16 protein-coding genes are annotated in these 17,405 nt (G+C 45.1%); 11 read left to right on the top strand and 5 right to left on the bottom strand.

Annotation, left to right across the window (positions count from 1 at the left end; all coding sequences use genetic code 11):
* Positions 1 to 61: 61 nt before the first annotated feature.
* The 5 genes from LZG73_RS15880 to LZG73_RS15860 all read right to left on the bottom strand — a co-directional run bounded on the left by LZG73_RS15880 (position 62) and on the right by LZG73_RS15860 (position 6,738).
* Positions 62 to 1,930 (bottom strand): glycosyltransferase family 39 protein, encoded by a 1,869-nt coding sequence (locus tag LZG73_RS15880; protein ID WP_233851897.1) that lies wholly within the window; start codon positions 1,928 to 1,930, stop codon positions 62 to 64.
* 107 nt (positions 1,931 to 2,037) lie between these two features.
* Positions 2,038 to 4,089, bottom strand: coding sequence for an OmpA family protein (locus LZG73_RS15875; protein ID WP_233851895.1), 2,052 nt, complete (start codon positions 4,087 to 4,089; stop codon positions 2,038 to 2,040).
* A gap of 20 nt (positions 4,090 to 4,109) precedes the next feature.
* Complete coding sequence (locus LZG73_RS15870) at positions 4,110 to 5,393, bottom strand: DUF4038 domain-containing protein (protein ID WP_233851893.1); 1,284 nt, start codon at positions 5,391 to 5,393, stop codon at positions 4,110 to 4,112.
* A 57-nt stretch (positions 5,394 to 5,450) separates the two neighbouring features.
* Positions 5,451 to 6,098, bottom strand: a complete 648-nt coding sequence (rpe, locus tag LZG73_RS15865; RefSeq protein WP_233851888.1) for a ribulose-phosphate 3-epimerase — start codon at positions 6,096 to 6,098, stop codon at positions 5,451 to 5,453.
* Positions 6,099 to 6,216: 118 nt separating this feature from the next.
* Positions 6,217 to 6,738, bottom strand: a complete 522-nt coding sequence (locus LZG73_RS15860; protein WP_233851874.1) for a Uma2 family endonuclease — start codon at positions 6,736 to 6,738, stop codon at positions 6,217 to 6,219.
* A gap of 201 nt (positions 6,739 to 6,939) precedes the next feature.
* On the opposite strand from LZG73_RS15860, the gene ligA reads away from it, so the two are divergent.
* From ligA to LZG73_RS15805, 11 genes are all read left to right on the top strand, one after another.
* A complete protein-coding gene (gene ligA, locus LZG73_RS15855) occupies positions 6,940 to 9,030 on the top strand; it encodes an NAD-dependent DNA ligase LigA (RefSeq protein WP_233851870.1) in 2,091 nt (696 codons plus the stop codon).
* Positions 9,031 to 9,091: 61 nt separating this feature from the next.
* Complete coding sequence (dapA, locus tag LZG73_RS15850) at positions 9,092 to 9,982, top strand: 4-hydroxy-tetrahydrodipicolinate synthase (protein WP_233851865.1); 891 nt, start codon at positions 9,092 to 9,094, stop codon at positions 9,980 to 9,982.
* 6 nt (positions 9,983 to 9,988) lie between these two features.
* Positions 9,989 to 11,047: an aminotransferase class V-fold PLP-dependent enzyme gene (locus LZG73_RS15845; protein ID WP_233851860.1), complete on the top strand. Its 1,059-nt coding sequence runs from the start codon at positions 9,989 to 9,991 to the stop codon at positions 11,045 to 11,047.
* Between the two features lie 69 nt (positions 11,048 to 11,116).
* On the top strand, positions 11,117 to 11,830 hold the full coding sequence (locus LZG73_RS15840; protein ID WP_233851854.1) for an NrtR DNA-binding winged helix domain-containing protein: 714 nt from the start codon (positions 11,117 to 11,119) through the stop codon (positions 11,828 to 11,830).
* A gap of 88 nt (positions 11,831 to 11,918) precedes the next feature.
* Entirely contained in the window at positions 11,919 to 12,488 is a 570-nt protein-coding gene (locus LZG73_RS15835) for a MarC family protein (protein WP_233851847.1), read from the top strand.
* Between the two features lie 43 nt (positions 12,489 to 12,531).
* A complete protein-coding gene (locus tag LZG73_RS15830) occupies positions 12,532 to 12,996 on the top strand; it encodes a nucleoside triphosphate pyrophosphohydrolase family protein (RefSeq protein WP_233851840.1) in 465 nt (154 codons plus the stop codon).
* Between the two features lie 24 nt (positions 12,997 to 13,020).
* Entirely contained in the window at positions 13,021 to 14,256 is a 1,236-nt protein-coding gene (pepT, locus tag LZG73_RS15825; protein ID WP_233851834.1) for a peptidase T, read from the top strand.
* 78 nt (positions 14,257 to 14,334) lie between these two features.
* On the top strand, positions 14,335 to 14,970 hold the full coding sequence (locus tag LZG73_RS15820) for a viroplasmin family protein (RefSeq protein ID WP_233851827.1): 636 nt from the start codon (positions 14,335 to 14,337) through the stop codon (positions 14,968 to 14,970).
* Positions 14,971 to 14,977: 7 nt separating this feature from the next.
* On the top strand, positions 14,978 to 15,700 hold the full coding sequence (locus LZG73_RS15815; protein ID WP_233851821.1) for a tRNA1(Val) (adenine(37)-N6)-methyltransferase: 723 nt from the start codon (positions 14,978 to 14,980) through the stop codon (positions 15,698 to 15,700).
* A gap of 60 nt (positions 15,701 to 15,760) precedes the next feature.
* Positions 15,761 to 16,729, top strand: a complete 969-nt coding sequence (locus tag LZG73_RS15810) for a glycosyltransferase family 2 protein (RefSeq protein ID WP_233851816.1) — start codon at positions 15,761 to 15,763, stop codon at positions 16,727 to 16,729.
* A gap of 59 nt (positions 16,730 to 16,788) precedes the next feature.
* Entirely contained in the window at positions 16,789 to 17,400 is a 612-nt protein-coding gene (locus tag LZG73_RS15805) for an inorganic pyrophosphatase (RefSeq protein WP_255697117.1), read from the top strand.
* Positions 17,401 to 17,405: the final 5 nt, after the last annotated feature.

Genomic DNA, 17,405 nt, shown 5'->3' with positions numbered 1-17,405 from the left:
GATTTTGCGTTTGCAATATACGAAATCTTATTTGTCGGCTTTTGCAAACCGGACACATTGCTTATTCCAATCCGTAACGTAGTCCTTTCAGTTTCTTGATCACAATCGGTTCTGCCTTACCTGCTTTTTTTAGCAAAATATGTGTGGTTTGCGTCGTATCCATTACCTGGACATATTTTGCGTCTTTTGGCAAATATAAATTCGTAACCTGCGCATCCTGAACCGAATAGGGCAGGAATGTGCGATCCATTTCTGACAAAATCTCGTAACGGGAAGCCGGATAAAGAATCGTGTCGCCCGACTGATAAAGCGCCTTGATCTTTTCGGCAGCTTCCAGATAAGGATTCGGCTGTCGTGGATTGGAAAAATAGCCATATTTAGGTGACCGGTCCTCGTACAATTCAACAAGCCTCACGGAAACAAAATAGAGCTGGCAAGCCAAACCAATGAAAACCAGCGCCCTGAACTCAACCCGGATCGTATTATAATATTGTAATAAAAGGCTTAAAAGAATGATCACATAAGGAAACGAGAAGCCCGAATAGCGCTGCATTAAACCATACGTGTGCCCGTTTTTAAACGACATTAAAATTAAAAAGAAGGTTGGAAAAAGCGCCATGATGTAAATCATCCAAAGACGCTTTTTTTGCTGATTATCAGCTTTTCTGTGGACGTCTGGTATGAACGAGAGAGCAAAAATGCTGATCGAGAAAATGACGAACTGCAATTTGTGATTGTTATAAAAAACAGCCCCCAGCAGCACCAATAGGAATGGAATCGCCATTTTCAAACTTTCCGGGATCTTGAAATAATTGCGGAAGCGATAAAAAATGATCAGTAAAATGCCAATGAAAAGTGAAGCCAGCACATTTTTCTTTCCTGCCAATGCATCGGTAAGGCCATTGGTAAAAATGACCAGATCCGCAAAAATGGGTAACGATTTGGTGAAAACATTGCCAAGCGTCGCCGGCAGAATTACGCCAAACGGATTGTCGTAAGGCTTCGTTTCAGCCATTCTGCGATACAAATCTGCCTGATAATTTAGCGTGTACAAAGTGTAAATGCCACCTCCGAAAAGCATCCACCAAGTCACTGGTGACAGCGCTACGGCAGCCGAAACGGCCATTTTGATCCAGCCTTTGATCGTCCTGAGGAAAAGCAATGCGTATGCCGCATGGGCCACCAAAACAGCGATTGTCAGAAAGTGAGACATTAAACCCAGTCCTGCTGCAATAATGTAACCAATGTAAAGACCCGCGGTTTTGCGCCGACTGCTTTCATTTTCGACAATTTGTAAAAAGAAATAAGTCGCAAGCAAGGTTAAGAAGAAAGTCAGCGAATAACTGCGCGCCTGATGGCTGTAACCGATAAAAAACGGCTCAATGGCGACAATGGCGGATGCAATCAAACCGGTGTTAACGCTGAAAAAACGCCTCGCAAAAAGATAGGTTAATCCGATGATGAGCACGCTGAAAACAACAGAAAGAAACCTTATTGAAAAATCGGTCAGGCCGAAAATCTCGATCCAGTTATGCAACAGCAAATAATAAAACGGGCTGTTTCCAATGTCGCTGCGGTTATTTGCTTCGTAATAATCTTCAATGGTTTTGGGTGCCCAAAACTCTGCCGGCGTAAAAGCGCGTGGATAATAAGTCTCATTATAGGTAAATGACCGCAAGACTCTTGGTGGTCGGAGACTAAATTCAGGCGTTTTCCAGAAATCAGAGCCAGAAACTTTTAGCTTGGAAAAGACTTCCTTTTGATTAGCACCTTCCAGAACAACTCCCTGACTGATCACCAATGTGCTCCTTTCATCGAAAAAGATGCTGTAACGATCCAGGCGATAGACTCTTAACGCGATTCCCGCAATGATAATGACGGCGAAAATGAGCCAGGTTTTCAGGGTTTCGTTCGTGCGGATTGGAGACATTTAAGAAAATTGACGTGCGCTGATATTCCGATTTTCGCCAACAAGATTGAGACGAAACAGATTGAGTTGCCGCGAAATTAAGCAAATTTCCCTTTATAGGATATTTTTTAGATTTTAAGAATTGTAAACTCGACCCTCCGGTTCTTCTGGCGGGTCTGTTCTGTCAGGTTGCTGGCGATCGGTTTGGCTGGCCCCCAGGCCTTGGTTTGGATCCTTTTGGCTACAATTCCTTTGGATAAGAGATACTTTTTAACCTGCTGCACGCGGTCCTCGGCGAGCTTAACATTTTTCTGTACTTCTCCCTGATTGTCAGTGTGTCCTTCCAGTAAGATTTCCATTTCCGGATATTCTGTCATTGCCTTCACAATCCGGTCCAGTTCGGCATAAGATGAGCGGATCACTTCCGCGCTGCTTTGTGCAAACATTGTGCTGCTCAGCCTGATTTGCTGACCCGCTTTGATCGGTGTTAAATAGAGATCTTTTCTGATAGTTTTGAGCGTGCTGTCCAGCGAAAGATTAATCTCCTCCGTGAAGGGGAAATAGCCTTTTTCAGAAGCCGTAATGCGGTAAATTTCTTTCAGCGGCAGAATAATGCGATACTCGCCCGTTTCCGGATCAAATGTTGCTTTTGTAAAAACCTCATTGTTCTTTTTAAATTCCGCAATAAGATCGGATCGCAAAGGTTTGTTGGTTTCCGCCTCCATAATGTTCCCCGTGACGATTGCAACCGGGTCCGGACGCAACTCGGGCGTGAGCCTTACGCGAAAAATATCTTCCTGACCTACAACTTTTTCACTCGCGCTGAAATACGCATAATCGCCCGTCGCGGGAATGTTAATGTAAGCGTCCCAAAGCGAAGTGTTAATTGCCGGACCCAGATTTTCGGGTTGTGACCAATTGATCCACGTATCGTCGAGACGTCTTGTTACAAATAAATCGCCGTCGCCATAACCACTGTGGCCTTGCGATGAGAAATATAACGTCTTGTTATCCAATGCTAAAAACGGTGTTCCTTCATAATCTGCGGTGTTAATAACATTGCCCAGATGCCGCGGTTCGGACCAGGTGTCATCCGACTGTAAAAATGAAACATACAAATCCTTTTTTCCCTCAGTGTCACTGCGTTGCACGGAAATGATCATCACATTCCCATAAGGCGAAACGGTGGTTTCCATGCTTTCAGCCTCGCCTTTCTGGTTTGCATTATAGTTTTCGCGCAGGTTATTGATTCTGTATTCTTTCGGAAATGTCCACCCGGTTTTGGTTTGAAAGGAACGCGACAAGCCCAGTTCCATGGTTCCGTCCGGGCGATAAATGTTGATCACATAAATCGTTTTACCATCCGCAGAAATACTTGTTATGGCATTGTCACCGAAATTATTGATCGGCGGCCCCAGATTGACGGCCGGCCCCCAAACATTCTTTTCACTCAATGTCGAAAACCAAATGTCCTGCGATTTAGGCGAACCGACATTCCCCACGAAATTGCTTCGTGTAAAATAAAGCGTCTTGCCATCAGGCGAAATAATCGGCGCAACTTCCTGGCCGGTGCTGTTAATGGCCGCGCCCATATTTTCGCGCTTTGTGGTGGTTAGCGGCCCTTTCGCAACATTAATGACGGCTTCGACTGGCTTAACGCCATCTGAGATCGCGATGGCATCTACCTGGTTGAAACCCGAAACTTTGGAAGGTTGCATCACGATTTTTATCGCATTAGCAAGCAGATTTTGCTGTTTTGGAAAAATACGGAGCATTCGTCCCTTGACAGAAAGCTGCGTCGCGGGCGTTTCCGAAATCAGAAATTCCTTTCCGGATTCATCATATGCATACACCCGCGCAATGGCGCCGGGATTAAAGTTTTCCGCGATTGCGACTTGTTTCAGTGATATTGTTTTTTCAAAACCAACTTTAATCCATTCTTCATTTCGGCCGTCAGCTTCTGCGGGCGACCATGCGCAAGGGCTGTTGCCAAAATCAGGAAGCTTGTTGGGAATGCCCAAAATTTGTTTTGAACGGAATGCATGGCCATACTGCGCCGGCCTGTATTCGGAGGAATAGCCCAGCACCTTATTGGCCCACAAAATCTGCTGACAGAATGCCTCGTCCGCAAAAATTGTCAAAAACAGAAGGAACGCCTTGATTAGTATACTTTTAGTCATGGATGCAATCCTGGTAAACCTTATTTTTTTGCGCCGATCAACAGAATCCAGTCCCAGCCGGGTTGTGAATCTGGTGGCTGGACAACGGCTTCTGGTGCAGCCTTGAATTCTCCGCCCGGCCACCTTTTCCCAGTTCGCGGACTATACCAAACAGCCGCAAAAGTTGTTCCATTCAAATAATTCAAATTCAGTTTAACGGGCCGGGATTCGGGGAGATAAAGCATCGACATTCTCTTGTTTGACAACGAAACAATGCCAATTTCGGCTTTGTCAGCAGAGTCGGGCAAGAGTTCGGGCACATTTTCCGGCTGCATGTATTCCCACGGAATGCCTTTCAAAATCTTTACCAGCTCATGAATGTATTCCGCGCCGTCCTTATTAATGTTGACTTTCCATGTCGGGTTAAAATTCTTGATCGTGCTCATGTGACAAAACCCCGCCGCAGCGCTCATAATGGATTGATAAGCCTGATTGCGGATTAGCACGGATTGGTCTGTAATCTCTTTTGGGAACTCTGAATTAGCAATCAAAAAGGGTCTTAATGCTGCTTCAGCGGAGTTTTTCTGCCAGTTCGCCAAAGCAGCATATTCGGCTGGCGTCACTGTCGAATCGGGAATGATGAATTTTAGGTCCGAACGAACGGCCGAGCTGTCATTGACGCTCGTCGGAGAGCACGTGCTTAATGATGCGAGAATCTGACCTCCGGAAGCCGAGCGTATGCCGTCTGCAATAGCCTCAAATTGAGCCGCCGTTTGATATTCTTCTTCGCTTACAATCCATATAATGTTGTCATATTTTGCAAATTGCTTGCCCACAAAAGCGCCGTAATTTTTCCAAACTGCCGGGTCCTGCGCGTCAAAAAGTGCATTCCAGCTTTTTCGAGAAACCACCATTCCCACGACCAGATCACGCTCTTTTGCCGCGGCAATGATCTTTTCAAAATAATCAAAATAGACTTTATTGGGTTTTGAAAGGTCGTTGTCCAGAAAGGGAAGGGCCTTATTAAAATTGCGCTGATTGGGCAATGCAGGCAAAAGCTGCACGAGGAATGTGTTGAAAGACTGCGCCTTACGGATGTCCATATATTGCACAGCCTCGTTGTGACTGAGCTTACGAAGCATTTGCCAGGCCACATCAGCAACCATCAAAAAAGGGACGCCATTGTTGTCCGTAATGTGACGGCCGTTCGGGCTGATTTTCAATGGAAATTTAGGAACAGCAATCTGGCTCGGCTGCGGAATGTTGATAGCAGCAAGACAAGTTGCAGCCAAGACGCTGAAAATGAAGTATCTAAACCACTTCATGGTTTGTGTCTGGAAACTTTTTCTAACATATAATTGGTGTTCCAGAGTCTGGAAAAATCAGCTGTTTTTTAGATCTGCAATGGTTTTGGAGGGGTTTTCCGAACTGAAAACGAAACTTCCCGCAACCAAAATGTTGACACCTTCGCGGATCAACAGTGGCGCATTGTCAAGATTAACGCCGCCATCCACCTCAATCTTGAATGTATAGCCAAATTTTTCTTTCAGGCTCTGCAACCTGGCAATTTTCTGATAAGTGTGTTGAATAAATTTTTGCCCCCCGAAACCCGGATTAACGGACATGATCAAAACCAGCGAAAGGTCACCCAGAATCTCCGAAAGCACTTCCACGGGCGTGTGCGGGTTCAATGCGACGCCGGGCAGCACGTCAAGTTCTTTAATGTGCTGCACTGTTCTGTGCAAATGCGGACAAGCTTCATAATGCACGGTCAATCCGGCTGCCCCGGCTTTTTTAAACGATTCGAAATAGCGATCAGGCTGTTCGATCATCAAATGCACGTCCAATGGTTTGGTCGCATGCTTGTTAATCGCCTCGCAAACAGGGATTCCGAAAGAAATATTGGGCACAAACATGCCGTCCATTACGTCAACGTGAATATAATCAGCGGGACTTGCATTGAGCATTTCAATGTCGCGCTGCAAGTTTGCAAAGTCGGCAGCAAGTATAGAAGGAGCAATTTCAGCCATGAATGTTATCAAAATATGAATGTAGGCCGAAATTAAGGAAGTTGTCCCCGATTTCAAATGTTGCAACTTCCCCAAGCATTCACCACGACTGCACCTTTCGAATGGATTCAGGCAGAAACTAAAATATAATGCTAAGCTTGAATGCTAAATCATGGAATAATGGTGAACTAACGACATCATTTTCCTCTAACAAAGCATGAAGTTCGTATCGGCCATCCGCAAGCGTGTAAATTTCTAAAATTCGTTTTTCGGGTTTTAAAAGCCAGTATTCCTGCACGCCGTAACGCTCATAAATTTCTTTCTTGACGACCGTGTCCATCTTGACCGTGCTCTGTGACACGATTTCAACCACCATATCGGGAACACCCCTGATCCAGTCTTGCACAATGTCTTTCTTCTCTTTTGAGATAAAAATAAGGTCTGGCTGCAAACGGTTATAATCTTCTTCGAAAATTACGTCCATCGGGGCGTTCCAAACCTCACCAAGATCATGATCATTAGCATAGTCTTCTAAAACCCTTTGCAATTTGCGGGATGCTTTCTGGTGTGGCGTCTTTGGGCTAGGAGACATGATTTCCTCCCCGTTTATGATCTGACTCAGATCCCAGTCCTGCCAAATGATTGTTTCTGTGCTTTTCATGTGCATAGCTTGTTTTTACGAAAATAATCAAATTTTTTAAGAGATTCATTTAGTGTTGTTTTGATAAAATCAGTATGTCAATTCGGTTCTTTTTCTGTTGATACGCGTAATTCAGAAAAAGTAACGGGAAGCCGTCCAGCATTTGAAATCGGCGCGAACGCTTCTTAAATTTGACCTCCATCCCCTTACAGCCGCCTTAACATGGATCCACAACAGCAAATACAGGAACTCGCAGAAAAACTGCAGCATTATAATTATCGCTATTATCAGGACAATGTTTCGGAAGTGTCGGATTTTGAATTTGACCAGCTGCTGAAAAAATTAAAAGCGCTTGAAGATCAACATCCGGAGTTGCGGCTGGATGATTCGCCGACGCTGCGTGTAGGCGGGACGATTACAAAGAATTTCAACACCGTTTATCACCGTTATCCGATGCTGTCATTGGATAACACATATAACGAACAGGAGCTGCGGAATTTTGACGACCGCGTGCGGCGCGGATTGAATGGAGAGGCCTATGAATACATTTGCGAGCTGAAATTTGATGGAATTTCGCTCAGCTTCACATACGAAAACGGCATGCTCGTGCGCGGTGTGACGCGGGGCGACGGCACGCGAGGCGATGAAATCACACATAATGTAAAAACTATCCGGTCATTGCCATTGCGTGTAAAGGCCGAGAATGTGCCGCCCGTATTTGAGATCCGCGGCGAAGGTTTTATGCCGCTTACTTCATTTCAAAAGCTGAATGAAGAAATGGAGACTCTTGGTGAAAATCAATATGCTAACCCAAGAAACGCGGCTTCCGGATCATTCAAATTGCAGGATTCTGCGGAAACCGCCAGGCGCGGACTCGACTGCTATCTTTACTCATTTTTAACCGACACAGAATTTTTCAAAAGTCATGAGGAAAGCTTGCTGGGACTGAAATCGTGGGGTTTTAATGTGTCGCCCGGCTGGAAAAAAGTGCAGACGATTGACGAGGTCCTCGAATTTATTCATGAATGGGAAGATAAGCGCCTGACGCTTCCATTGGCAACAGACGGAATAGTGATCAAAATCAATTCGTTCGAGCAGCAGCGCGAGCTTGGTTTTACGGCTAAGAGCCCGCGTTGGGCCATTTCATTTAAATATAAGGCGGAAAACAAGCCAGCAGTTTTACGCATGGTGACTTACCAGGTCGGCCGCACGGGAGCGATTACGCCGGTCGCCAACCTTTGCGATGTTACAGAACGTGCATTGCCCTATAATCAGGTGAAAGGCGTGCATCTTTCGGGGACGCGTGTCAAGCGCGCAACATTGCATAACGCCAATGAAGTGCTAAGACTGGGACTTGAAGTGGGTGACACGGTGTTTGTCGAAAAAAGCGGCGAAATTATTCCTAAGATAACCGGCGTCGACATTTCGCAACGCGAAAATTATCCAACCGAGCCGCTTATTTTCCCAACACATTGTCCCGAATGCGGCTCAGAACTGCAACGTAATGAGGGGGAAGTTGCCTTTTTCTGCCCCAACGACAGCCATTGCCCGCCGCAGCTCAAAGGCCGGATCGAACATTTCATTCACCGAAAAGCGATGAACATTGAAAGTTTGGGAGAAGGAAAAATTGAGTTGCTTTTCGATCTCGGACTTGTGCGCACGCCAGCGGATTTGTACGATTTGAATGAAAAAACATTGCTGGGTCTCGAAAAGAACATTTTGAATGAGGAAACTGGAAAAGTTAAGAAAATCAGCTTTCGCGAAAAAACGGTTGAGAATATTTTGAATGGCATTGCATTGTCAAAAACAGTCCCTTTCAAAAATGTGCTTTTTGCGCTTGGAATTCGGTTTGTGGGTGCAACGGTGGCCGAAAAGCTGGCTGCTTATTTCAAGTCGATGAATGCGTTGCGGTTGGCAACTTATGATCAGCTGATTGCCGTTCCCGAGATCGGAGGGAGGATAGCATTAAGCATTGCTTCATACTTTGATGTGCCCGAGAATCAGCAGCTTGTTGAGCGATTGCAGGCAGCCGGTATCCAAATGGAAAGCGACGAAAAGCCCGTTGAACTTGAAAGTGACTTGCTGGAAGGCAAAACTTTTGTGATTTCAGGTGTATTTGAAAACTTTGAAAGAGACGATCTTAAAATGAAAATCGAGGTCAATGGAGGGCGTGTGCTTAGCGGCGTTTCGGGCAAACTGAATTATCTTTTGGCAGGTGCTAACATGGGCCCAGCCAAGCTTGATAAAGCAAGAAAGCTGGGTGTCACGATTCTTGGTGAGGAAGAATTTTTGGCGATGATTGAGAATAAATAGAGAAAAACGGCCTAGAAAGCTAACTTTGTGTTTTGAAATCTAACAATTATATAGGTAAATAATGCCATTGGACCAACGTTTCAAAGGAGTAGGGGCGGCGCTGATTACACCTTTTGATGAGCAAAATCAAATCGATTATCCCGGATTAAAAAGACTGATCGACCTCGTTTCCGAAGGTGGCTCCGATTTCCTTGTCGTTCAAGGCACAACAGGAGAGTCGCCCACTGTAACTTCCCGGGAAAAGCTTGAAATTCTGGCATTTACGATTAAGAATAACCCCAAGTCGCTTCCCATTGTTTACGGTCTGGGTGGCAACGATACGCAATCTGTTCTGGACTCTATTGCAGAAACCGATTTTACAGGAGTTGATGCGATTCTTTCTGTTTGTCCTTACTATAATAAACCGACTCAGGATGGCATAATTGCACATTTTACCGCCATTGCTGACGCTTCTCCTGTTCCTGTCTTGCTATATAATGTGCCTGGTCGGACTGTTGTTAATATGAAGCCGGACACTATTGTGAAACTGTCTCAGCATGCCAATATCATTGGAATAAAAGACGCCGGCGGATCAATTGAGCAAAGCATGGAGCTTGCTTCACGTGTTCCGGACGATTTTCTGCTGCTTTCGGGTGACGATAATCTCGTAACAACAATGGTGAGCGTGGGCTGGCATGGCGTTATTTCCGTGATTGCCAATGCATTTCCAAAAGAATTTGGTGAACTTACCTGGCATGCTTTGGAAGGTCGTTTCAAGGAAGCGGCCAGATTGCAGCTTGCATTTCTGGAATTTGACACTTTGTTATACATTGAATCTAATCCGGTTGGCATTAAAAAATGTCTTGAAATCAAAGGCATTTGCAGTTCTGCCGTAAGGTTGCCGCTGTTGAAAGCTTCGGATGAATTGGGCGAGAAGTTGCAAAAAGCAATGGTTCGCGAAGGATTTATTTAATCAAAAATGATAACCTTTTATCCCGGCCCTTCCAAAGTGTACCACGAGGTTGGGCAGTATTTGCAGGAAGCGGTCGAAAGCGGCATTATCAGCGCCAATCACAGAAGCGCGGGTTTCATGCAAATGCTCGAACACGCCATCACCGGTCTGAAAACCAAGCTGAATGTGCCCGATGAATATGAGGTTTATTTCGTTTCATCGGCTACGGAATGTTGGGAAATCATTGCTGAAAACCTGATTTCGGAGGGCAGTTTGCACATTTACAATGGTGCATTTGGCGAGAAATGGATGGAATACACGCAAAAGCTGACGGGTTCCGCCAGGTCTTTTGAATTTCAAACCAATGAAACGCCGGTCCTGAATGCAGATATTCAAGTTTCTGCTAACGATGTAATTTGCGTTACACACAATGAAACTTCCAACGGAACAGCACTTTCGTCTGCATTTCTAAGCACATTACGTGCGAATTTTGACAACATTATCGCCGTTGATGCCACATCTTCCATGGCTGGCGTAATGCTTCCCTGGCAAAGCGCCGACGTTTGGTATGGATCGGTTCAAAAGTGTTTTGGGTTGCCAGCGGGAATGGGCGTGATGATCGTTTCACCAAAAGCAGTTGAACGCGCGTTAGCGATCGGCAATCGGTCACATTACAACAGTTTACTCTTTATCCGCGACAATTTTCTCAAATTCCAGACGCCCTACACGCCCAACACATTAGGCATTTACCTTATGGACAGGGTGATGGACCAAGTTGCGCCGATTGAACATATTGCGCAGGAAACGCGGGAAAGAGCACAGGATTGGTATTCATTTTTGCCCCAAAATTGCTATGCGCTTTTGGTCGAAAACGAGTCAGTTCGGTCTGAAACAGTTGTTGCCGTTCAGGATTCGAAAGAGCGCATTGCGGCCATCAAAAAAGCAGCATTCCAGGAAGGCATCGTGTTGGGAAACGGTTATGGAAAGGACAAGGAAACCAGTTTTCGCATTGCCAACTTCCCGGCAATTACCAAAAATGAAATCAAAACATTGAAGGAATTTCTTCTTTCATTCACCTCAAAATAGCGAATGAGTAGTAATAGGGGCGTTTTGCTTTATTAACTAAATATTAACTCACTCCCGCAGTATCAAGTTGTGCGATTAGACATATTAAAACAATATCAGGCCCAAACCAAGTGTCTGGTCGCTCTGGATTCCATTATTTTCGGCTTTGACGGTGAAGAATTAAAATTGTTACTGGTCAAAAGAGGAATTGAAGATGAGCATCATACGTGGTCTTTGATGGGTGGATGGGTGCAGCCGGACGAAAGCCTCGAAGGCGCATCATCACGCATTCTTTTTGAGCTTACCAATCTTACAGACATTTACCTCGAACAGCTGCACACATTTGGAAGCCCGCAGCGCGATCCGGTCGAAAGGACGGTTTCAGTGGCATATTTCGCATTAATTAATGTGGAAGATTACGACCATAAGCTTTCCAAAAACTTTGAAGCGCAATGGTTCCCGATCCAGGAATTGCCGAAATTACTTTTCGACCACGGCGCAATGGTGGAAATGGCCATTCAGCATTTGCGTTACAAAGCTTCACAGCATCCCATCGGATTTGAACTGCTTCCTGAAAAATTCACGATTCCGCAATTGCAAAAGCTTTACGAAGCGATTTTCGGAACGGAGCTCGACAAGCGTAATTTTTCCCGTAAACTCCTTTCAACCAATCTGTTGGTTAAGCTGGAAGAGAAACAAAAAGGCTTTTCAAAGAAAGGTGCTTTCTTCTATAAAATTGATGAGGAGAAATATAAAAAGCAGTTCAATACATTCCTGAACTTCCTGCCCGGAAGCGCTAATTGACGCGCTAATTTTGATTCGAATCGCATTAAGGGTTGTGTAAGCAGTGGGTTTTAAGCAACTTTGCGGGCAGATCACCAGGCCCGACCCCATGTTTAATTTTAAGGAAATCGTTTCCGTCACACTCATTCTTTTCTCGGTTATCGACATCCTGGGTTCGCTGCCATTGATTGTTGATTTTCGCAGAAAGCTGGGCAAAATCGAATCGGAAAAAGCCACTTTGGCGGCGGGCTTTATAATGGTCATTTTTCTGTTTTTGGGAGAAAGATTACTGAGCCTTTTCGGCGTTGATGTCGCTTCATTTGCCATAGCGGGTGCGATAATCCTGTTTTTATTAGGTCTCGAAATGATCCTTGGACGCAATATTTTCAAGCATGACAACATGGATGTCGGCGTCGCTTCTATTGTTCCCATCGCATTCCCGCTCATTGCCGGCGCCGCTACGATGACCACATTGCTTTCCCTGCGTTCCGCTTATCAAACGCAGAATATTCTGGTCGGCATCATGCTCAATCTGTTCTTTGTTTATCTGGTTCTGAAATCTTCAAACTGGCTCGAAAGAAAACTCGGGCAGGGCGGAACGGACATTTTAAGGAAAGTTTTCGGGATTATTTTGCTAGCCATCGCGATCAAATTATTCAAGACAAATCTCTCCATGTGAGGTTTTTACATTCATTTACAAAAATTAATTTAACTAAATAAAAATGCAACAATTGGACAGCCTTAACCAGGTCGCTGAATTCCATAAAACTTTTAAACACCCAATTCTGGAAGCGCCTGCAATTCCATCCGAGGAGCGCAGCAGATTGCGGGTTGCTTTGCTGGCAGAGGAATTGAAAGAATTGGAAGTTGCCATTTTGGAGAAGGACATTGTAGAAATCGCCGACGCGCTTTGCGATCTGCAGTATGTGTTGTCGGGCGCGGTTTTAGAGTTCGGATTAGGCGAAAAGTTCAGGGCTTTGTTTGATGAAGTGCAGCGTTCGAATATGTCGAAGGCATGTCTCAGCATTGACGAAGCCGAAGCGACCGTTGCGCATTATCAGGCCAAGGGAACCGAATGCTATTTCAAGGAAGACAATGGCAAATATCTCGTTTACCGCACAGCAGATGACAAAACGCTCAAAAATATCAATTATTCACCTGCTGATCTCGCGTCGCTTTTAAATTGATCTAAGATTCCAAATCACCCGCATATGACATCCGTTCTGGAACGTTTTCTTCGCTACGTAAAAATTGATACGCAATCAGATCCCAATTCTGAAAGCTTCCCAAGCACTGCAAAACAGCGCGATCTGAGCAATCAATTGGTTGTGGAGCTTCTCGAAATGGGTGTCGAAGATGCGCATTTGGATGAGCATGGCTATGTTTATGCAACCATTCCGTCCAATTCTTCCAAAACGGACATTCCAGTGATATGCTTTTGCTCGCACGTGGACACGTCGCCGGACGTTTCAGGGGCGCATGTGAACCCCATTGTGCATGAAAACTGGGATGGGTCAGACATTGTGCTGCCCGATGATCACACGCAAGTTTTGCGCATAGGCGAATTGCATGATCTTGACAAACAGATTGGTAACGACATTGTAACTGCCAGCGGGACCACGCTTTTAGGTGCAGATAATAAAGCGGGCGTTGCCGAAATCATGGCCGCAGCAGAATATTTAGTGCATCATCCCGAAATCAAGCATGGCGCAATCCGGATTCTCTTTACACCCGATGAAGAAGTTGGCAGAGGAACCGAGCAAGTGAATATGGCCAAGCTTGCAGCAGATTTTGGTTACACGGTTGACGGTGAGGCAGTAGGCACATTGGAAGACGAAACTTTTTCAGCCGACGGTGTCAAAATCATCATTCACGGCGTCAGCACGCATCCTGGCTATGCTTTGGGCAAGCTCGAAAATGCATTGAAAATTGCAGGAGAAATCCTTGCTGCATTGCCCAAAGATGCTTTATCGCCTGAAACAACGGAAGGAAAACAAGGTTTTATCCACCCGGTCCAAATTGAGGGAATTCAGGAAATAACAACATTAGGCTTTATTGTAAGGGATTTCACGGTCGCAGGGCTGCATGAAAAAGAGGCGCTGTTGCAGGGGATTGTCGACAAAGTGCTCGCTAATTACCCAAACTCAACAGCGGAAGTCATTATAACACAACAATATCGCAACATGAAGGAAGTGCTGGATCAATATCCGCAGGTTCTCGAAAATGCGGTTCTGGCAATGGAAAGAGCAGGTTTACAGCCAATCCAGCGCAGCATAAGAGGCGGAACTGACGGTTCAAGGCTGTCATTCATGGGCTTGCCCTGCCCCAACATTTTCGCAGGCGAACACGCCTTCCACTCTAAACTAGAATGGGTCTCGGTCCAAGACATGGAAAAAGCGGTAGAGGTGATCGTAAACCTAGCCCAGATCTGGGAAGAAAAAGCATAAGACCAAATCATTAAATATAAACAAGCAATCGACATTAGTCATTCACTCATTCACTCATTCAAAATTAAAAACCGCCCCATGGCTAAAAAGACAAAATACTATGTCGTGTGGCAAGGCAGGAAAACGGGCGTTTTTACGGATTGGAAAGAATGTGAGTCGCAGATAAAGGGTTTTGAGGATGCCCGATACAAATCCTTCGAGTCCATAGAAGAAGCAGAAGCCGCCATTCAGCGCAATTATTGGGAATTTGTAGCCAAAAAGGAAAACAAACCAGTCCTGGCAAAAGAGATTCCAGCCAAGATTGGCAAACCACTGAAAAACAGCATTGCCGTCGATGCAGCGTGGAACACGGCATCTGGCGACATGGAATATCAGGGCATTTATTATGCGACTGGTGAGCGGATATTTCTGCAAGGACCGTTCAAAGATGCCACAAATAACATTGGCGAATTTCTGGCCATCGTTCACGCTTTGGCTTATTTGCAAAAAAAAGAAAGCGACTTGCCCATTTATAGCGATTCGCGAACAGCGATTGCCTGGATCAAGAAAAAGCATGCGAACACAAAACTGGCCTTGACGCCACGTAATAAGCCTGTTTTCGAAATGTTACAACGCGCGGAACGCTGGCTTGCGGCAAACAAGTTTCCAAATAAAATCCTGAAATGGGAAACCGAATACTGGGGTGAAAATCCGGCTGACTTTGGTAGAAAATAGAACGGTTATGGCTAGAAATTCCTCCTTTCGCTTCAAAAATTTTACGGTGCAGCAAGACAAATGCGCCATGAAAGTGTGCACGGATGCCTGCGTGCTCGGCGCCTGGGCCGACGTGTCGGACGCTGACCACATTCTGGACATTGGGGCGGGCACGGGCTTGCTGTCATTAATGGTTGCGCAGCGAAATTCCTATGGCATTATTGACGCCGTTGAAATCGATGCCGAAGCATTTTATCAGGCCGGAGAGAATGTTGAAAACAGTCCCTTTCATGAACGGATCAGGCTTTTTCACTCTGCTGTTCAGGAGTTTACGTCCGAGCACAAATATGATGTCATTGTCACCAATCCGCCTTTTTTTCAGTCCGACCTGCTTTCGCCCATTGACAAAAAGAACATTGCGCACCACGCCAAATCCCTAGATTTTGCAGAATTGCTGACCGCCATTGACAGGCTTTTGTCCGACACTGGAAAGTTCAACATTCTTTTTCCAATTGACGAAGGACAACAATTTTTAAAAAAAGCATTAGAATCCGGCTGGGTTTTGAGCAGAAAACTCACATTGTTTCATCACGAAGGCAAAAAAGCATTTCGCCTTGTAATGACATTCCAGCGCTCGGAACTGATTCATAATAAGCATATTGAAGAGGAAATCTGCATTTACGAGCCGGATGGAACCACTTATAATCAGTCGTTCAGGGATTTGCTGAAAGATTTTTATATGATATTTTGATCGGGAAAAATACGAACTTTACCCGGTGACCCCGGTTTGGGCTTTGCTATTGAAACATTCATGACTAATTCACCTATCCAGATTTCCGTTGTCGTTCCGCTTTACAATGAAGAAGAATCATTGCCGGAGCTTAGTGAATGGATTGCGCGGGTAATGAATGAAAATGGTTTTTCCTACGAAGTGATTTTTGTAGATGATGGCAGCAAAGACAGCTCCTGGGACGTTATTTCAAGGATTTCTCAGGAGAATCCGCACGTTCGCGGCCTGCGCTTTGTGCGAAATTATGGCAAAACAGCTGCATTACAAACGGCTTTTCAGGCAGCCAATGGCGATGTGATCATTACCATGGACGCTGATTTGCAGGACAGTCCGGACGAAATTCCAGAGCTTTACAAAATGATCAAAGAGGATCGTTATGACCTCGTTTCGGGCTGGAAAAAGAAGCGCTATGATCCTGTAACCAAGACAGTTCCCACCAAAATATTCAATGCAGCAACGCGCAGCATCTCCGGTGTTTCGCTTCATGATTTCAATTGCGGACTAAAAGCTTACCGAAAAGACGTTGTAAAAAACATAACGATTTACGGGGAAATGCACCGTTACATTCCTGTGATTGCCAAATGGAATGGCTTCGCAAAAATTGGTGAAAAAGTGGTGCAGCACCGCCCGAGAAAATACGGCACGACGAAATTCGGGCTTGAACGTTTCATTTTTGGCTTTCTGGATTTGCTTTCGATTGCCTTTGTGAATAAGTTTGGGCGCAGGCCTATGCATTTATTCGGCAGTCTGGGAACACTCATGTTTTTTCTGGGAAGCATTATAGCTTTCTGGCTTTTAGGGAAAAAGATTTACAATATTTACAATCTGCAACCCTATCGAAATGTGACCGAAAACCCGCTGTTTTTTCTTGCATTGGTCGCCATCATGGTTGGTTCGCAACTATTTCTTGCCGGGTTTCTCGGCGAACTGTTTGTGAAGCAGTCTGTGTCAAAAACCGGTGACTACAACATTTCAGAGAAGGTCGGATAACCCAAGACCACTTGTTATATAAAATATCCATTTAAACGTTATTACCTATTACACAAATAATGATCGCTAACGTACACAAAGCTCATCCCTGGCATGGAATTTCGATGGGGGAGGGCGCACCAAACCTTGTCACCGCCTTTATTGAAATTGTTCCTACCGACACAGTTAAATACGAAATTGACAAAGCGACGGGTTATCTGATGATTGACCGTCCGCAAAAATATTCCAACATTGTTCCGGCCCTTTACGGTTTTATTCCAAAAACTTATTGCGCAGAGAAAATTGCAGCGCTTGCACGCGAGCGCTCGGGCCGCGACGTGACCGAAGGTGATGGTGACCCGCTGGACGTGTTGGTGCTTTGTGAAAAAATCATTTCGCATGGAGACATTCTGTGCACAGCCAAGCCAATCGGCGGAATTCGCCTGATCGACGGTGGTGAAGCTGATGACAAGATCATTGCTGTTTTGAAAGGTGATGAAGTTTATGGAGGATTTTCAGATTTGAGCGAGCTTCCGGAAGGAATTGTAGAGCGTTTGAAACATTACTTCCTGACTTACAAGAACTTGCCGGGTGAAAAAGCACACATTGAAATTACGAATGTTTACGGCAGAGAAGAGGCGCACGAAGTGATTATGACATCTGTGGAAGATTACAAGCATTCTTTTTACTGAGATTA

This window comes from Dyadobacter sp. CY326, assembly GCF_021390515.1.
Lineage (GTDB): Bacteria > Bacteroidota > Bacteroidia > Cytophagales > Spirosomataceae > Dyadobacter.
Note: the sequence above shows the minus strand (reverse complement) of the source record. Positions and strands in the feature narration are given on the sequence as shown.